At 63.7% G+C, this 17,186-nt stretch carries 13 protein-coding genes; 9 read left to right on the top strand and 4 right to left on the bottom strand.

All coding sequences use genetic code 11. From position 1 onward, the window contains the following. Nucleotides 1–35: 35 nt before the first annotated feature. Nucleotides 36–815 (bottom strand): SDR family oxidoreductase, encoded by a 780-nt coding sequence (locus MAXJ12_RS20995; RefSeq protein WP_008837990.1) that lies wholly within the window; start codon nucleotides 813–815, stop codon nucleotides 36–38. Nucleotides 816–940: 125 nt separating this feature from the next. Here MAXJ12_RS20995 and MAXJ12_RS21000 point away from each other — a divergent pair, with 125 nt between their 5' ends. Further along, the gene (locus tag MAXJ12_RS21000; protein ID WP_008837991.1) at nucleotides 941–1,762 is read left to right on the top strand and encodes a UDP-2,3-diacylglucosamine diphosphatase; all 822 of its coding nucleotides are present in this window, start codon (nucleotides 941–943) and stop codon (nucleotides 1,760–1,762) included. 124 nt (nucleotides 1,763–1,886) lie between these two features. Next, nucleotides 1,887–3,101, top strand: a complete 1,215-nt coding sequence (locus MAXJ12_RS21005) for an MFS transporter (RefSeq protein WP_008837992.1) — start codon at nucleotides 1,887–1,889, stop codon at nucleotides 3,099–3,101. Here MAXJ12_RS21005 and dgcA read toward each other — a convergent pair. Beyond that, nucleotides 3,072–4,055, bottom strand: a complete 984-nt coding sequence (gene dgcA / locus MAXJ12_RS21010; protein ID WP_008837993.1) for an N-acetyl-D-Glu racemase DgcA — start codon at nucleotides 4,053–4,055, stop codon at nucleotides 3,072–3,074. The genes MAXJ12_RS21005 and dgcA overlap by 30 nt on opposite strands. 78 nt (nucleotides 4,056–4,133) lie before the next feature. On the opposite strand from dgcA, the gene MAXJ12_RS21015 reads away from it, so the two are divergent. From MAXJ12_RS21015 to MAXJ12_RS21030, 4 genes are all read left to right on the top strand, one after another. Further along, on the top strand, nucleotides 4,134–5,315 hold the full coding sequence (locus tag MAXJ12_RS21015; protein WP_008837994.1) for an ABC transporter permease: 1,182 nt from the start codon (nucleotides 4,134–4,136) through the stop codon (nucleotides 5,313–5,315). Between the two features lie 7 nt (nucleotides 5,316–5,322). Beyond that, entirely contained in the window at nucleotides 5,323–6,144 is an 822-nt protein-coding gene (locus tag MAXJ12_RS21020) for an ABC transporter ATP-binding protein (RefSeq protein ID WP_008837995.1), read from the top strand. Nucleotides 6,145–6,159: 15 nt separating this feature from the next. Next, a complete protein-coding gene (locus MAXJ12_RS21025) occupies nucleotides 6,160–7,533 on the top strand; it encodes an MlaD family protein (RefSeq protein ID WP_008837996.1) in 1,374 nt (457 codons plus the stop codon). A 119-nt stretch (nucleotides 7,534–7,652) separates the two neighbouring features. Next, the gene (locus MAXJ12_RS21030) at nucleotides 7,653–8,249 is read left to right on the top strand and encodes an ABC-type transport auxiliary lipoprotein family protein (RefSeq protein WP_008837997.1); all 597 of its coding nucleotides are present in this window, start codon (nucleotides 7,653–7,655) and stop codon (nucleotides 8,247–8,249) included. A 69-nt stretch (nucleotides 8,250–8,318) separates the two neighbouring features. On the opposite strand, the gene MAXJ12_RS21035 is transcribed toward MAXJ12_RS21030, so the two are convergent. Then, nucleotides 8,319–14,363: an apolipoprotein A-IV repeat region-like domain-containing protein gene (locus MAXJ12_RS21035; protein WP_008837998.1), complete on the bottom strand. Its 6,045-nt coding sequence runs from the start codon at nucleotides 14,361–14,363 to the stop codon at nucleotides 8,319–8,321. Nucleotides 14,364–14,646: 283 nt separating this feature from the next. Here MAXJ12_RS21035 and MAXJ12_RS21040 point away from each other — a divergent pair, with 283 nt between their 5' ends. The 3 genes from MAXJ12_RS21040 (at nucleotide 14,647) to MAXJ12_RS21050 (ending at nucleotide 16,525) form a co-directional block, all read left to right on the top strand. Next, a complete protein-coding gene (locus MAXJ12_RS21040; RefSeq protein ID WP_040587203.1) occupies nucleotides 14,647–15,021 on the top strand; it encodes an Hpt domain-containing protein in 375 nt (124 codons plus the stop codon). Nucleotides 15,022–15,136: 115 nt separating this feature from the next. Continuing rightward, nucleotides 15,137–15,457: a 2Fe-2S iron-sulfur cluster-binding protein gene (locus MAXJ12_RS21045; RefSeq protein ID WP_008838000.1), complete on the top strand. Its 321-nt coding sequence runs from the start codon at nucleotides 15,137–15,139 to the stop codon at nucleotides 15,455–15,457. A gap of 42 nt (nucleotides 15,458–15,499) precedes the next feature. Then, nucleotides 15,500–16,525, top strand: coding sequence for an NAD(P)/FAD-dependent oxidoreductase (locus MAXJ12_RS21050; RefSeq protein ID WP_008838001.1), 1,026 nt, complete (start codon nucleotides 15,500–15,502; stop codon nucleotides 16,523–16,525). A 19-nt stretch (nucleotides 16,526–16,544) separates the two neighbouring features. Here MAXJ12_RS21050 and MAXJ12_RS21055 read toward each other — a convergent pair whose 3' ends face one another. After that, the gene (locus MAXJ12_RS21055) at nucleotides 16,545–17,165 is read right to left on the bottom strand and encodes a DUF922 domain-containing Zn-dependent protease (protein ID WP_008838002.1); all 621 of its coding nucleotides are present in this window, start codon (nucleotides 17,163–17,165) and stop codon (nucleotides 16,545–16,547) included. Nucleotides 17,166–17,186: the final 21 nt, after the last annotated feature.

Consider the following 17,186-nt stretch of genomic DNA (forward strand, 5'->3'; position numbering starts at 1 on the left):
TTTTATCCCCGCCGAGGCGGAAAAATGCAATGAAATCAGAATGCGCTGACATAAAGCCCGCCGTCGACCGGAATGTTCTGTCCGGTCAGGTAGCCGGCATGGACGGAGCACAAAAACGCGCAGATCTGGCCGAATTCCTCCTGCGTTCCCAAGCGCTTGGCCGGAATGCCGGCCGAGGCTTTAGCCTTGCGGGCGGCGGCCGCCGCCGGCTCCTCCGGTGTGCCGATTTCGTGCGCAGGACGCAATCTGTCGGTGTCAAGTTTTCCCGGCAACATGTTGTTTATCGTGACGTTTTTGTCTGCCACCGTACGCGCGACGCCGGCCAGGAACGAGGTCAGGCCAGCCCGTGCGCCCGATGAAAGATCAAGGCCGGCGATCGGCACATAGACAGAAAGCGATGTGATGTTGACGATGCGGCCGAAACCGCGCGCCGCCATGCCGTCGAGCACCGCCTGGATCAGTTCTATCGGCGCGATCATGTTGTTGGTCACGCCCCTGACGATCGCCTCGCGGTCGAGTTCGCGAAAGTCGCGGAAGGGCGGGCCGCCATTGTTGTTGACCAAAATGTCCGGCTCCGGGCAGGCGGCGAGTAGCGCCTGCTGGACGGCCGGATCGGCAATATCCCCAACGATTTCAGTAACTTGCACGCCGAAACGCTCGCGAATCTCCGCGGCCGTTTTTGCCAAAGTCTCGGCATCGCGACCGTTGACGACGAGTTCGCAGCCCGCTTCGGCCAGCGCCATGGCGCAACCCTTGCCGAGGCCGCGGCTCGATGCGCAGACGATGGCCTTTTTTCCTCGAATGCCGAGATCCATGAGACGATTCCTTGATTTCCCAACTGGCGGCCAACCTATCGTGAGGGCCGGGCCGATCGCAACCGTCATACGCCTGTTGCATGAATCGCGGCATAGGCGGGCCGAGATAAACGGTTAGAAATCCGATGTCCGGCGAAAACCCCCGCAGCTTCCGCACGCTTTTCATTTCCGACATCCATCTCGGTTCGAAAGCGGCCAAGGCCGAATTCCTAATAGACTTTCTCCGCTGGCATGAAGCCGAGACCATCTATCTGGTCGGCGATATCGTCGACGGCTGGCGGCTCCGCCGCTCATGGCACTGGCCGCAACTCCACAATGATGTCGTCCAGAAGCTGCTGCGCCAGGCCCGCAAGGGCGTGCAGATCACCTACATCGCCGGAAATCACGACGAATTCCTGCGCATGTTCCAGGGCGTGCATTTCGGCGGCATCGTGGTGGCGGATCGGGCTATCCATGAAAGCGCCGACGGCAAGAAATACCTCGTCATCCATGGCGACCAGTTCGATACCGTGGTGCACAACGTGCGCTGGCTCGCTTATCTCGGCGACAAGGCTTACGACGCCGCGATCATGGTCAACCGGGTCGTCGCCCGCTTCAGGCGGCTGTTCGGCATGCCTTACTGGTCGTTTTCGTCCTGGGCCAAGGTCAAGGTCAAGAAGGCGGTCAATTTCATCGGCGCGTTCCAGGAGGTGCTGACGGAGGAGGCGCGCCGCTCGGAGGTCGATGGCGTCATCTGCGGCCACATACACCACGCGGTCATCGAACAGTTCGACGACATCCGATATATCAACACCGGCGACTGGGTGGAAAGCTGCACGGCGGTGGTCGAGCATTTCGACGGAAGCATGGAAATCCTGCACTGGCCGCAGACGCGCGCCGCAGTCCGCGCCGGCGATGCCGGTTTCGTGCCGGTCGTTATCGACAGCGAGACCGTCAAGGCAGCCTGATCCACCATCGGCGGGTTCAATCGATTGGTCCAGGCGGTTCTCTGGCATGGACGGCCATGCTAAGGCGCGCATGATGCGGCGGGGGCTCCTTCGTCTGAGTCGCGCCCGCCGGACTTTCCCGCTTATGTCTCTTCCGCCGCTTTCCCCAGAGCAACAGATCAAGCCGCGCCGCTTCGAACTGCGCATCAGCCTGATCTTCGCAGCCCTGTTCATTCCGCTCGGCGTTCATCTGCCGTATTTCCCGCTCTGGCTCGAGGCAAAAGGGTTCGACGCCGCACAGATCGCCATCATTTTGTCCGCGCCGATGTTTTTGCGCGTCGTCACCACGCCCTTCATCACGGCATTGGCGGACGAGGCCAAGGATCGCGCCAATGTGCTGATCGCGCTGGTTGCGGCCGCACTTGTGCTTTCGGCCGGCTATTTCCTCGAGCCAACCTATGTCGTCGTGCTTGGCGTGTCGCTGGCGCTCGCGGTGGTGTGGACGCCGCATTCGCCGCTTGCCGATTCACTGGCGCTTTCCGGGGTCCGTCGCTTCCGGTCCAACTATGCCAATATGCGCATCTGGGGATCAGTTGCCTTTCTCTGCGCCAATCTCGGCGGCGGTTTTGTCCTCGCCATAACCAGCGCCGACGCGGTCCCGGCGATGATCTCGATCGGCCTTTGTGGAACGCTGCTGGCGGCGCTCTTTGCGCCCCGGCTGGGCCGGCCGCGCCGCGCCTCGCCATTGTCGGCGGCCGATCTGCAGGATTCGGCGCCCAAGCTGCTTAACCGCTATTTCCTGCTGTTCGTGGCCGGAGCCGGCGTCATCAATGCCAGCCATGGCTTTCTCTTCACCTTCGTGTCGATCTACTGGAAGTCGATCGGCCTCGGGGACACCCTCATCGGGCTGCTGTGGGCCTGGGCGGTGGTCGCCGAGGTCTGCATGTTCCTGGTCTTCACCCGCGTTTTCGGCAAGGTTTCCGCTCCGGTGCTGCTCGTCGCGGCGGGCCTTGCCGCGGTCGTTCGCTGGATTGCCTACCCGCTGATCTGGCCGCTCGGCTTCGGCGTCGCCGGCTTTTTCGTGGTCCAGACGCTGCATGCGGTTTCAACCGGCCTCATCCTGATAGGCGTTCAGAAGCTGATCGCCGAAACGGTGGCGGAGGAACGCACGGGCGCTGCGCAGGGCATCGCCTTCTTCGCCAATGGCTTTTCCATGGCCGCGGCCACTCTGCTATCCGGCCCGCTCTACGCCGCCTTCGGTGTCGGCGGCTTCTTCCCGATGGCCGTCTTCGCGCTCGCGGGAACCGGACTGATCATGCTGGCGGCCCGCTCAGCCCCAGAGCGCCTGCTCGGGCGGTGAAACGATCGACCCCTCATAGACCAGTCCCGGCGAGCGGTCGCGTGCGAGAAGCAGCGGCCCGTCGAGATCGACGAAATCGGCGTCCTGCGCCAGGAGCACGGCCGGCGCCATCGCCAGCGACGTGCCGACCATGCAGCCGACCATGATGGACAGGCCGAGTTCGCGGGCGCGGTCGCGCAGCAGCATGGCTGCGGTCAGGCCGCCCGCCTTGTCGAGCTTGATGTTCACCGCGTCGTAGAAGTCTGTCAGCTTTTCGAGATCGGCGGCCTCGTGGACGCTCTCGTCGGCGCAGATCGGCACCGCATGCTTGCTGCGGCGCAGGATCTCATCTCGTCCGGCGGGCAGCGGCTGCTCGATCAGCGCTATGCCCAACTCGGCGGCGGCGGCAAGGTTCGCCTCGATATTGTCGTCGGTCCAGCCTTCATTGGCGTCGAGAATGATCTTGCTGTGGGGAGCGGCGGTCACCACCGCGCGGATGCGCTCTATGTCGTTCTCGCCGCCGATCTTCACCTTGAGCAGCGGCCGCGCCGCATTGGCCGCAGCCTGCGTCGCCATGGCCTCCGGCGTGCCGAGCGACAGTGTGAACGCCGTCTCGACCGGGCGTGGCGCGATGGCCGAGATTTGAGCATGCACAGGCTTGCCCGACATCTTCGCTTCGAGATCCCACAACGCGCAATCGAGTGCGTTGCGGGCGGCACCAGCCGGCATCGCCCGGAGCAATCCGCCGCGATCCATGCCGCTGGCAATCTTTCCGCGGACGCCCTCGATAGCCACGATCACGCTCTCCATGGTCTCGCCATAGCGCCGGTAGGGCACGCATTCGCCGCGGCCCGAAAAGCCGTCCTCGCTGATCGTGCAGCAGATCACTTCGGCCTTGGTCTTCGAGCCGCGCGAAATGGTAAACGTGCCGGCGATCGGAAACTGTTCGGATTCGACGAAAAGGTCACGTTTCATATATTTCTGCTCCGGATCAGGGGCTAAGTGTTTGACCCTAAATGACAGAACCCGCTCGTAGGGCTAATACAGGGGCGCATGTTGATCAACGCCACCAAGGAATCAAGCGGCGCCCAAGCCGATAATTCCCGTCCCCGCATCGCGGAGACGGAGCAAGACGGCGTGCTCCATTGTGAGCTGTCTGGCGCATGGACGACCCGCACAGTGGCCCTCGTCGACGCGGAAATGCGCAAGATCGAACGGAAAACGCGAGGCCGCGCCATGGTTCTCGACCTGTCGAAGGTCGAGAAGCTGGATACCGCGGGCGCGTGGCTGATCGATCGGCTGATGACCTCACTCGCCCAGAATGGCGTCGAGGCCAGCGTTCGCGGCCAGAGTGAGGTCGCCTCGGTGCTGCTCGAGGCGGTGAGCGACGCTTCGCACAGGGAGCAGGATGTAACGCCGCCCAGGCTGCCGAACATCGTCATTCGCCTGCTGGAACTGCTCGGCCGCGCCGTCTATGCCGGCCGCGACGATTTTCTGGCTTCGATGGGCATTCTCGGCGCCACCATTCGCGGCGGGCAGATGAAGCTCGGGCGCGGGCACAGCGTCAATCCCGCCGCCATCTTCAACCAGATCGACCGGATGGGCGTCGGGGCCATTCCGGTTGTGGTGCTGATGTCGGCCATTGTCGGCGCGATCGTCGCGCAGCAGGGCGCACTGCAATTGCGCTATTTCGGCGCGGACATCTTCGTCGTCGATCTGGTCGGTATCCTGGTGCTGCGCGAACTCGGCGTGCTGATGACCGCGATTATGATCGCTGGCCGCTCCGGCAGCGCCATCACAGCCGAGATCGGCTCGATGAAGATGCGCGAGGAAGTCGATGCGCTGACGGTCATCGGGCTCAATCCGGTCGGCGTTCTGGTGTTTCCGCGGCTTGTCGCTCTGGTCATAGCGTTGCCGTGCCTTACGGTCGCAGCCAATTTCGCGGCGCTGGGCGGCGCTATCGTGGTTTCCTGGTTCTATTCCGACATTGCGCCGGCCGCCTTCATCGACCGCCTGCGCAGCGCCATCGACGTCAGCACCATCGCTGTCGGATTGATAAAGGCGCCGTTCATGGCGATGGTCATTGGCGTTCTGGCTGCCGTCGAGGGCCTGCAGGTCGGCGGCAGCGCCGAGTCGCTCGGCCGCCACGTCACCGCTTCGGTGGTCAAGTCGATCTTCGTCGTCGTCATTCTGGACGGCATGTTCGCAATATTCTTCGCTGCGATCGATTTTTAGGGTGGCCATGAGCGACCATGCCGAACTTGCCGCCGAACCGAACGCCCGCACCGAAGGCGATGGCGACATCGTGCTCTCGGTGCGCGACATCACCGTGGGATTCGACGACAAAATCGTCCTCGACAAACTCTCGCTCGACATCAGGCGCGGCGAAATACTTGGGTTTGTCGGTGCCTCGGGTTCGGGCAAGTCGGTGCTGCTGCGTGCCATTCTCGGCCTCACCAAAAAGCGCTCTGGCACGATCCATCTGTTTGGCGTCGACGTGGACAAGGCGAGCGAAGCCGAACGCATGAGGCTCGACATGCGCCTCGGAGTCCTGTTCCAGCATGGCGCGCTGTTTTCAGCGCTGACCGTGCAGGAGAACGTGCAGGTTCCGATGCGGGAATATCTCGACCTGCCCAAGAAGCTGATGGATGAACTGGCTCTCCTGAAGATCGAACTTGTCGGCCTGCCGCGCGATGCCGCCATGAAATTCCCGTCGGAGCTTTCGGGCGGCATGATCAAGCGCGCCGCGCTGGCGCGGGCGCTGGCGCTTGATCCCGACATCGTTTTCCTCGACGAACCGACCTCCGGCCTCGATCCGATCGGCGCCGCCGAGTTCGACGAACTGGTCGCAAAGCTGCGCGACACGATGGGGCTGACCGTCTACATGGTCACCCACGATCTCGACAGCCTGTTCTCGGTGTGCGACCGGGTTGCGGTTCTCGGCAAAAAGAAGGTGCTGGTCCAGGGGACCATTGAAGATATGCTGGCAAGCGAGGAACCGTGGGTGAAATCCTACTTTCGCGGCAAGCGGGCGCGGCAACTCGATCTTGCCGCCAGGGAATAGAAATCAGAACGGCCGATGGAAACCAAAGCAAATTACGTCATTGTCGGAATTTTCACGCTCGCGGCCATCGTCGCGGCGTTCGCCTTCGTCTATTGGACCGCAGCGATCGGCGACCGTGGCGAAACGGTCGAACTGCGTGTGCGCATTCCGGGCTCCGCGTCCGGACTGGGCAGCGGCAGCGCAGTGCTGTTCAACGGCGTCAGGGTCGGTGACGTGCGGCGGGTCTATATCGACGTGCTCAATCCCAGCGTCGCCATTGCTGATACCGAGGTCGACCGGTTGACGCCGATCACAAGATCGACCCAGGCCGTTATCGGCATCGCCGGCCTCACCGGCCAGGCCAATATCGAGATGAGGGGCGCCGACCTGCAGGAGCCGAACCTGCTCGACGAGGCGGAGGCAGCCGGCACTGTGGCGGAGATCACTGCCGATCCATCGGCCGTCACGAACTTGCTTCAAACCGCCCAGGACATTTTCAAGCGCGCCGACACAGTGCTCTCCGAACTCGAGGGCTTTACCCGCGACGTGCGCGGTCCATTGACGAAGACTGTCGAGAACACCCGCACATTCTCGGACGCACTGGCGCGCAATGCCGACGGCGTCGACAAATTCCTGGAAAGCGTCTCCAAGCTTTCCGAGGAGTTGGCAGGCGTTTCCGGCAAACTCGACGGCACGCTGCAGGCCGCCGAGGATCTCCTGAATTCCGTGGACCGGGAAAAAGTCACCCAGATCGTCGCCAATGTCGACACCTTCACCAAGAATCTGAGCGAAACCAGCACGCAGTTCGACGCGGTTGTGAAGCGAGTGGACAAGGCGGTCGGCACGATCGATCAATTTGCCGAGAGAGGCAGCGAGGCATTGGCCAAGGCCGACGGCATTCTCGAAGCGGTCGATCCGGCAAAGGTCCGCACCTCTCTGTCCAACATCGATATCGCGAGCCGCGACGCCCGGACTGCCGCCGCCGACGTCGCCAAAGTCACCGACAAATTCGGCAGACGGGCCGACGACATCGACCGGATGATCAGCGACGCCAGGCAACTGACCGGCCGTCTGAACGATGCTTCGGTGCGTGTGGACGGCATTCTGGTGAAGGTCGACAAACTCCTCGGCTCGGGTGAGGCAGAGGGGCTGATGGTCGATGCGAGCGAGACGCTGAAGGCGTTCCGCCAGGTCGCCGAAACGCTGAATTCCAGGCTGGGCACGATCACCGACGGGCTTGCACGTTTCTCCGGCCAGGGTCTGCGCGAAGTCGAGGCGCTGGTGCAGGACGGCCGCCGTTCGATCACCAGGATCGAGCAGGCGATCACCGATCTCGAACGCAATCCGCAGCGTATCATCACCGGCGGCGAGGGGACTGTCCGCCAGTATGACGGAAGGGCGCGGCGTTGACTTCGCAGACGGCGCGCAGCAAGAAAGAATCGGTTATCCGGGGGTTGCGACAGATTTAAGCTTGGCCCCGAAAAGTTGCAGACTTTTCGGGGATAGTTAAACGGTGGGACGGGTAGAGGGTGAGGTCAAATCAGTTCATTGCCGGGGCGGCGGCGGCTTTCCTGCTGTCGGGCTGCGCGCTCTTGCCGGGGGGCGCGCCGGCGCCCCTCGACACGTTCGAACTGTCGGCGCCGCAACTGCAGTCCAAGTCCAGGCGCAGCCGCATCCAGATTCTCGTGGCCGAACCCTCTGCGCTGAAAGCGCTTGACGGCCAGAACATCGTCATCAAGCCGTCTCCCGCTAGCATCCAGTTCCTCAGGGGCGCGCAATGGGCCGACCGATTGCCGCGCATCGTGCAGGCGCGGCTCGCCGAGACGTTCCAGCGCTCGGGCGGCTTTGGCGGTGTCGGCAAGCCGGGCGAGGGGCTGGCGATCGACTATCAGATTATCGCCGAGATCCGCGCCTTCGAGGTGCGCGTAGACGGCGGTGGCCGCGCCAATGTCGAGATCTTCGTGAAATTGCTGAACGACCGCAACGGCACGGTTCGCGCCTCCCGCAATTTCGAGGCCAGCGCTCCGCTTCCGGCCAACGGTAACGAGGCCTACGTTGCCGCGCTTGACCAGGCCTTCGGCTCGGTGGCGGCTGAAATCCTGGAATGGACGGACTCGCAAATCTGACCGGGTGGTGGTATCCAAACAAAAAGGGCGGGAATTTCCCGCCCTTTTCGTTTCGGCTTATGCAAGCCGCTACCTCAACCTGCCGCCTGCATGCGCAAGCATGGTGTAGACCTTGCCCGTATCCGAGGTGAGGTAGGTTTGCGCGATGACGTTGTCGCGGTCGTTGCGCGAGACGTCTTTCAGAAGCTTCTCGAAATCGTCGCAATAGCGGTCGACCGCCGCGCGGAATTCGCCTTCCGTCTGGTACTTGCGGCGGATCTCGTCAAACGTCTGCTGGCCTTTCAGCGTGTAGAGCCGGCGCGTGAACACATCGCGTTCGCCGCGCCTGTAGCGATCCCACAGCTCGATCGACGCCTCGTGGTCGATCGCACGCGCAATGTCGACCGACAGCGAGTTCAGCGATTCCACGACATGAGCGGGCGAGCGCGGATTGGTGGCGCCGCGCGGGGCAGTCTCTACCACGGCTGTCTGCGCGGCGTCCTCACGCGAAGCTCCGCTAAGCAGGTCGCGCACCCAGCCGCCGGGCTGCGTCGCACGGCCGTTTTCGCGCGGCCTCTGCGCGTCCGCCGGGCGCTCCGGCGCCTGTGCCGGAGCGGCGCGGCGCGGCGGTTCAGGGGCACGCGGCGCGGGCGTCTGCGGAACGGGACGCTGCGCCTGGCGGGGTTCTGAAACGTCGACCGTGCGGCCGGATTTCGCAACGATATCCGACAGTTCCTTGAGCGCGTTGATCTGCTCCGTCACGGCGCGGCGGATAGCCGTCGTCGATTGCTTGGCTTCCTCGGGCATGTCGAGCACTCCGCGCTTCAGCTCTGCGCGGGTAGACTCCAGATCCTGCCGGATCGAGCCGGCGGTGCGCCGCATGTCCTCGGTCGCCTCGGCGAAACGCTTGGTCGCCGATTCCACCACCTCGGAGATGGCGGAGCGGATCTTGTCGGTCGAGGCGAGGGTGCGGTCCTCGGCCTTTTCCAGCGCCTTGCCGACCAGATCCTCGAAGGACTGCATGATACGCTCCAGGTCTTCCGACTTCTTGACCAGTCCGACGGCCAGATCCTCGAGCGAGGACTGTCTCTCCAGCGTATGCTCCAGGTTGCTCTGAGCCGAGCTCAACAGCTCCGACGCGCCGGCCAGAAGGCGGCTGTGCTCGTCGAACTTGGTGGCGATCGAAGCAACTTCCTTCAGCGTGTTGGAAGACAGCTCGGTCAGGCGCGACGTGTTGGAATCGACGAGCCTTGCGGAACTTGCAAAGGTCATCGCAGCCTTTTCGGTGGTCGCGGCGAAGCTCTGCGTGCTGCCGGTCAGGCGTTCGTCGACGGCCGCCAGATTGCCTGCTGCCGCGTCGATCAGCGCCCCGAGCTGTGCGCTCGAATCGGTGAGCTTTCCGATCAGGCTGTTTACGCCGTCGGCGAGCGTCGAGCGTGCGCCCTCGACCGCCGATAGGGTCTCTGCCGTGCGGTTGGCGAGCGCATCGACCAGAGACGCGTTCGACGCGCGCAGGCGTTCGGCGGCCTGTTCCGTCACCTGCTCGAGGCTCTTCTGCAGCTCGCTGCCGCCTTCGGCCAGGCGGTCGGCGAGCGGCCGGCCGGCTTCGTCGAGAATGCGGGTGATCTCGGCTGACCGTTCCGCCAGCATCGAGTTCAGTTCGCGTGTGTTGGCGCCGATGGTGCGTGCCGCGTCGTTCGTGCTCTGGCCGATATGCTGGCCTACGGCGGTGAACGTCTCGGCGATCACATTGGCGCGCGACACAAGCTGCGTCTCCGCCTGGTTGATCTGCTCGCTGAGCTTCTGGCCCATGGCCTCGGCGCTGTAGGCGAGGCGGTTTTCGACATCGGCGATATGCGTGCCGACCTTTGCGGCAGCCGCTTCGGCGCTGGAGGAAAGCCTGATCTCGGCATCCGCCACATGCTGGCCGACGCGTGCTGCGGCCGCCTCCGCGCCCTGCGCCAGCTTCTCGTCGGCGCCGGCGAGTGCTTCTTCGATGGCCTTGGCGCGTGCGTCCAACTCCTTCGAGGTCTGCAGCGCACGTGCAATGACGCGCTGTTCGGTGTTGGCGAACGCGTCGGCGATGCCGGCGGCATGCTGGCCGATCGTCGTCGAGCTCTCGCTGATCCGGGCGGCAAGCTGCTGGTCGGCGTCGGTGAAGACGCGGCCGATCTCGATCGCCCTGCCGGCAAGCGTGTCGGCGGTTTCTCCGACACGGGCGATAAGGCGCTGGTCGGCATCCTCGAATGTGCGGACGATCTCGATCGCACGCGACCCGATGGCTTCGGAGCCTTCGGAGATACGCGCGGCGAGCTTCTGGTCGGCTTGATCGAACACACCCCCGAGTTCAGCCGCGCGGGAACCGAGCGCCTCGGCCCCTTCGGCGATCCGGGCGGCAAGTTTCTCGTCGACCGCCTCGAATATATCTCCGAGTTCGGCTGCACGTGCGGCGAGCGCTTCGGCGGATTCGCCGATGCGCGCCCCGAGCCGCTGGTCTGCGTCGTCGAAGTTGCGCAGAATGTCTCCGGCGCGGGCGGCAAGCGTGGAGGCCGTTTCCACCGCGCGTGCGACCAGCCGCTGATCGGCCTGTTCGAACGTTCGGGCGATGTCGTCGGCGCGGGCGGATAGGCTCTCGGCCGTCTCGCCGGTGCGAGCGGCGAGGCGCTGGTCGGCTTCTTCGAACACCTTGCTGATGTCGTTGGCGCGGGCCAGAAGTGCCGCGGAAGTCTGCTCGGCGCGTTCGGCGATCTGCCGGTCTGCGTCGGTGAAGGCCTTGCCGGCCTCTTCGTGCAGCGCCGCCGTGACTTCGAGAACCTTTTCCCGCAGTGCGCCGGCAACGACGACTGCGCTTTTCTCCAGAACCAGGCGCACATTGTCGACGCCGTTCGAAAGCGCTCGCTCCATCGTTCCGGTACGTTCCTCGATGATGCCGGTCTGGCGCTGGAACGCTTCCTCGATCTTCTCGATATCGGCTGCGAGCGCGTCGGAGAAGACGTTGCTCTTGCCGGCTATGGTGTCGATGTGGCCCGAAATGGCCTGATCGATCTCGCGCCGTGCGGAAGCGAGCTTTTCAATATCCTCCTCAAGCGCACGCGCAAGGGCGTCGCGGCCTTCGGCGAGCTTGCCGACATGCGCCGCCACGACCTCGTCGATGCCGGCGCGGCTCTGGGCAACCTTCTGCAGGTCGGCTTCGAGCGCCCGCGACAGGATGTTGCGGCCTTCGGCGAGCTTCTCCACCTGTCCGGCGACCAGTCCATCGATGCCGGCGCGGCTTTCGGCCAGCTTGTTCAGATCGGCTTCGAGCGCGCGCCGCAGGATGTCGCGGCCCTCGGCGAGCTTCTCCACCTGTCCGGCGACGAGCCCGTCTATGCCGGCGCGGCTTTCGGCCAGTTTGTTCAGATCGTCCTGCAGGCGGCGCGAAAGCATCTCGCGGCCTTCGACGAACCTTTGGGCATGGCCGGCCAGCAATTCGTCGACGCTGGAGAGATCCTCCTCCAGCGCCCGCTTGAGCGTTTCGCGGCCCTGCGCGAGCTTTTCCGCCTGGCCGGCGACAAGTCCGTCGATGCTGGCGAAATCGTCTTCGAGCGCCTGCGACAGCACACCGCGATCCTGCGCGATCTTCTCCATCTGCGCCTTGACCAGGCCGTCGATGCTGGCGAGGTCGGCTTCCAGCGCCTGCGAAAGGATGTTGCGCCCCTCGGCCAGCTTGCCGATGTGGCCGGCGACGATCTCGTCGATGCCCGCGCGGGTCTCGGCGACTTTCTGCAAGTCTGCTTCCAGTGCTTGCGACAGCAGGTTGCGGCCTTCCGTGATCTTCTCGACCTGGCCGGCGACCATGCCCTCGACCCTTGCGATGTCGTCTTCGAGCGCCTGCGACAGGATTTGTCTGCCTTCGGCGATCCGTTCGACCTGGTTGGCGACGAGACCGTCGATGTTGGACCGGACTTCCGAAAGCCTGTTGAGATCGGCTTCGAGCGCGCGGCGCAGGATATCGCGGCCTTCGGCCAGCTTTTCGACCTGGCCGGCGACCAAGCCGTCGATGCCCGAGCGGCTTTCCTGCAGTTTGCTGAGATCGGATTCCAGGGCGCGCGACAGGATGCTGCGGCCTTCGACCAGCTTGCCGATATGGCTGGTGACCATTTCGTCAATGCCGGCGCGGGTTTGCGCCAGTTTCTGCGAATCTTCCGTGAGCGCGCGAGCGAGGCTGTTGCGGCCTTCCGCAAGCCTCTCCAGTTGGCTTCCGAGTTCGGCGTCTATCGTGGCGCGCTGTTCGTTGATCTTGCGCAGATCCTCTTCCAGAGCACGCGAGATCATCTCGCGGCCTTCGGCCAGCTTGTGCACCTGCGCGCCCACAGCCTGATCAATATCCGCGCGGCTTTCGACGAATTTCGCCAGATCGGCATGGATCGCTTCCGCCATGCGGTCGCGACTCTCGGCAAGTCGGCGCGAATTCTCTTCGACGGCCTGTTCGATGCCGGCGCGGGCTTCGCCCAGCCGCTCGATATCGGCGTCGAACGCGCGAGACACCACATTGCCCGCCTGTTCCAGCCGCCCGGCGAAATCGCCCGCGCGCGCTTCGAGCATGGAGGAGGTCGAAGTGACGATCTCGGCCATCTCGGCGCCGATCCGCTCGCGGCCCTGTTCGATCAGGTCGGACAGGTTCTGCTTGCCGTCGCTGAAGGTGGTGGCGATGTCGCGGGCCCGCTCGACCAGTGTGTCGTTTATCTGGCGGGCGCGGGCCTCGAGCGCCGCGTTGAGCTTCTGCGTGCCGAGATCGAGCGCTTCGGCCCGGGTGTTGAATTCGCTGATCAGTCCCTGGCCTCGTTCGGCAAGTGTGCGTTCGATGCCTTGGAGGCTGGCCTCAAGGTCGGCGTTCAGCGATTTGGCCGCGCCGCCGAGCAGCGAAACCATTCCGGAGGTGCGCTCGTCCAGGAGATCGCTCAACGAGCGCGTCACTTCGTCGGAAGTCTGTGTGAGCTTGGCGATGCGCGTGTCGAGCAGGCTGGCGAATGCCTCGCCCGACGTCGAAATGCGGTCGCTGATCGTGTGCAGACGGCTGTCGAGCGAATCGAAGATCGACATGCCGCTCTCATTGATGCGGTCGATCAGCGTGTCGCCGGAATTGGAGATCGTCATCGTCAGTTGCGTCGACGCGCCAAGAATGCTGTCGCGTATGGAATCGCTTGCCGAGCCGAGCTGATCCTTCAGCGTCTCGTGCGCGCCGGCGATCGAGGCGCGGACGCGCTCCGCGTGGGTCACGACGGCTTCGCGCTCGCTGCCCAACCCGTCGACCAGCGAGCGGATGCGGGCCTCGTTCTCGGTATAGGAGCGTTCGATCTGGTTGACTTCGGTATGGACCAGCGTTTCCAGCTCGACGGCGCGCGCGAGTGTGCGCTCGATTCCTTCGCCCATCGCCGCAACTTCGCGGCGCACGGCCTGTCCGACCGTCATGACGCGGTCTTGCGCCATGTTCTCTGGCTCAGCCAGGCGGAAGGCGACTTCGGTCATGGATTGCGCGGCGAGCCGCATGTCCTGGGCGCGCCGGATCATCACCGCGAAACCCCAGAACAGGATGACCGGAACGATCGTGGCGACAGCCAGCAGGATGGCGTTCGGCGTCGCGACGAGCTGCTCGACCGAACGGATATCCAGAAGGTTCGGCGTCAACATACGGCCAAACAGCACGCCGCCGGCGATCCACAGAAGCGACAGGACCGCCACCACCCAATAGATGGCGTTGGACGAACGGCGGTTCATTCCTTGCAGAAGACTGCGGTAGTCCTTCTGGCGATCGTCATTGGCGGGCGCAAAACCGTTCGGCTGGTCGGTCCGGTTCGTCTGGCTCGGCTGGTCGCCGGCGGGACGAAACCAGGTTGCATGCGGGATGTCCTCATTTGCCGGTTCTGGGGTGGACGTCGACGCCGCGTCATTGGCGGCTGCCTGGGCGTTGCTTTCGGCGCGGCCTTCGCGCGCGAGCTCGTCGGCTGCCTGCGAAATCTGTGCTTCCAGATCCTCCATCGATGCCGCGATATCGAGATCGTCCGCTCCGGCGCTCAAGTCGAAATCAAGCGCCTCTTCAAGTTCCCTGGCAACGTCGCTGTCAAAGTTCTTGGTTGTAGTGGGTTTTTTCGCCATGCCGCCATTACCCTGTACTGATGTCGCGGAAATGCCGGATTCCCGGCTCTTTTTGCTCGCAAGCGAGGCCTATTATGGACGTTCCGTATCGTACTGGCACAGTCCGGTAAAGGAAGCTTGAATCGGCCCCGATGCGTAAAAGTTTAAACATAGGGTTAACGAAGCCACGATTCCGGCGGCTTTGCGGCGGAATTGCGAGCTCCACACATTAACGCGTTATCCACAATGATCGGAATAGGCTGCGGTCAGATCCGACGCGAACATGAATTTCAGGAATCCTGAAATGGCACTGCCCGATGCCGCCGCCATGGCGTTTTCGATGCCCGGCGGCGAAAGCTGCGGCCAGGCGCGCTCGCGCCCGGTCGATCTGGTTCATCTTGCGCGCCAGACAATGGGAGACCGGGCGCTGGAGCAGGAGGTCCTCGCTCTTTTCGTCCAGCAGGCGACACTGGTCCGCGACCAGATCGTTGCCGCCAGCACTATCGAGCGGCTTCGTCTCGCCCATGGCCTTATCGGCTCGGCGCGCGGGATCGGCGCGTTCGCCATCGCCGATTGCGCCGTCGAGATCGAACGCAGCCCCGATGACCGGCAGGTGCTCAAACGCCTGGCCGGCCTGATCGACGAAATGCGCGATTTCATCGCCGCCATCGGCCGCTGAGGCCACATTGCCCACGGCTTGATAAGGGTTGCACCACGGCGTGGCGCGTTTGCGCCGCAGTTGACTTGGCCGGCGGAGTGATTATCTCGGCTGATGATACCTCCCAGGATTTGTGATGACCAAGCTTTCCTTCGTCGCCTTTGACGGCACCCGTTTCGATGTCGATGCCGAAAACGGCTCCACCGTCATGGAAAACGCGATCCGCAACGCGGTTCCCGGCATCGAGGCCGAATGCGGCGGCGCCTGCGCCTGCGCGACATGCCACGTCTATGTCGACGAGGAATGGACCGGAGTGGTCGGCGAACCGGAAGCCATGGAAGAAGACATGCTCGATTTCGCCTACGAGGTTCAGCCCAATTCGCGGCTTTCCTGCCAGATCAAGGTGCGTGACGAGCTGGACGGGCTTGTGGTTCGCGTTCCGGAGCGGCAAGGCTAGGCGGCCGGCGGATAGACATCGCTTTTATCAAGGGGCAGGCGCATGACCACCACGACCCAGACCGACGTGCTGATCATCGGGGCAGGGCCGGTCGGTCTGTTTGCCGTGTTCGAGCTCGGCCTGTTCGACATGAAATGCCATCTGGTCGACATACTCGACCGTCCCGGCGGGCAGTGCGCCGAGCTCTATCCCGAAAAGCCGATCTACGACATTCCGGCTTTGCCCTCGGTCACGGCGCAGGGCCTCGTCGACCGGCTGATGGAGCAGATCGCGCCCTTCAAGCCGACCTTCAGCTTCAATCGCATGGTCTCCAGCCTGGAGAAGCTGGAGGACGGCGGCTTTCGCGCCACTACCGACGAGAATGAGGTGATTGAGGCCAAGGTCGTGGTGATCGCCGCCGGCGGCGGTTCCTTCCAGCCCAAGCGCCCGCCCATTCCGGGCATCGAGGCTTTTGAGGGCACGAGCGTCTTTTATTCAGTACGGCGCATGGAGGAATTTCGAGGCCACGACCTCGTCATCGTCGGCGGCGGCGACTCCGCGCTCGACTGGACGCTCAACCTGCAGCCGGTGGCAAAGAGCGTGACGCTGGTTCACCGCCGGCCGGAATTCCGCGCCGCGCCCGACAGCGTCAACAAGATGTACGCCTTGCAAGAGATGAGAGAGCTCGAGTTTCAGGTCGGCCAGGTCACTGGCCTGGCCGGCTCGGGTGGCCAGCTCACCTCGGCAACCGTCAAGGGGCCGGACGGCGACGTGGAGGTCGCCTGCACGCGCATGCTGCCGTTCTTCGGCCTGACCATGAAGCTCGGCCCGATCGCCGACTGGGGCCTCAATCTCCACGAGAACCTGATCCCCGTCGATACCGAGAAATTCGAGACCTCGGTGCCGGGCATCTTCGCCATCGGCGACATCAATTGGTATCCCGGCAAGCTGAAGCTCATCCTGTCCGGCTTCCACGAGGCGGCGCTGATGGCCCAGGCCGCCAAGCGCATCGTCAGCCCCGGCGAGCGCATCGTCTTCCAGTACACGACCTCGTCGACCAGCCTGCAGAAGAAGCTCGGCGTTGCGTGAATAGGGCTCGCTGAAGGGGTTAGCCCGGCAGGCGGCCGTCCCCGATCCGTTCGAGGCGGTACTTCAGCAGCCTGAGGATGCGGCTCTCGAAGTTCATGCCTTCGATGCGGTCGAACTCGACCTGCGCCCTGTCGTGCTTATCGAGCAATTTGGTCGTTATCGCCTTGGCTTTTGCCGCCAGGATCTGGCAGTTCTTCTGTCTGTAAAGGCCTTTCAGCGCCTCTTCCATCTCGCGGGCATGGTTCTTGGCGATGATGACATGGCTCTCCTCGTGGCGCTTGATGTCCGACGAAAGCGTGTCCCAGATCAGCCGCACATCCTGCTCTGCCTTCTTGCTGCGCCGCCATCTGGGCAGGATCACCCTGGCCTTGACCGACACATTCGCCTGCCTGATCTCGCAGGAGCCGTTCTTGCCTTCGGCATAGCCGAGGCGCGTCGTGAACTCCATCCGGGTAGCGCCCGGATGGCGTTTAAGGGAGTTCTTCAGCTGCGGGCCGCGCTTCGACAATTGCGATTCTATCTCGTCCAGCGTGCTGCCGCCGATAGAGAAATAGCTGTAGCTCTTGGACAGGCTGGCGCTTTGCGCCGGGGGTATTGCGCAAAGAAGGAGCGACAGGATGAGAAGCGTTTTCTTGTTCATGTTGCCTCACGCCACACCTTG

The organism is Mesorhizobium alhagi CCNWXJ12-2 (assembly GCF_000236565.1).
GTDB lineage: Bacteria > Pseudomonadota > Alphaproteobacteria > Rhizobiales > Rhizobiaceae > Allomesorhizobium > Allomesorhizobium alhagi.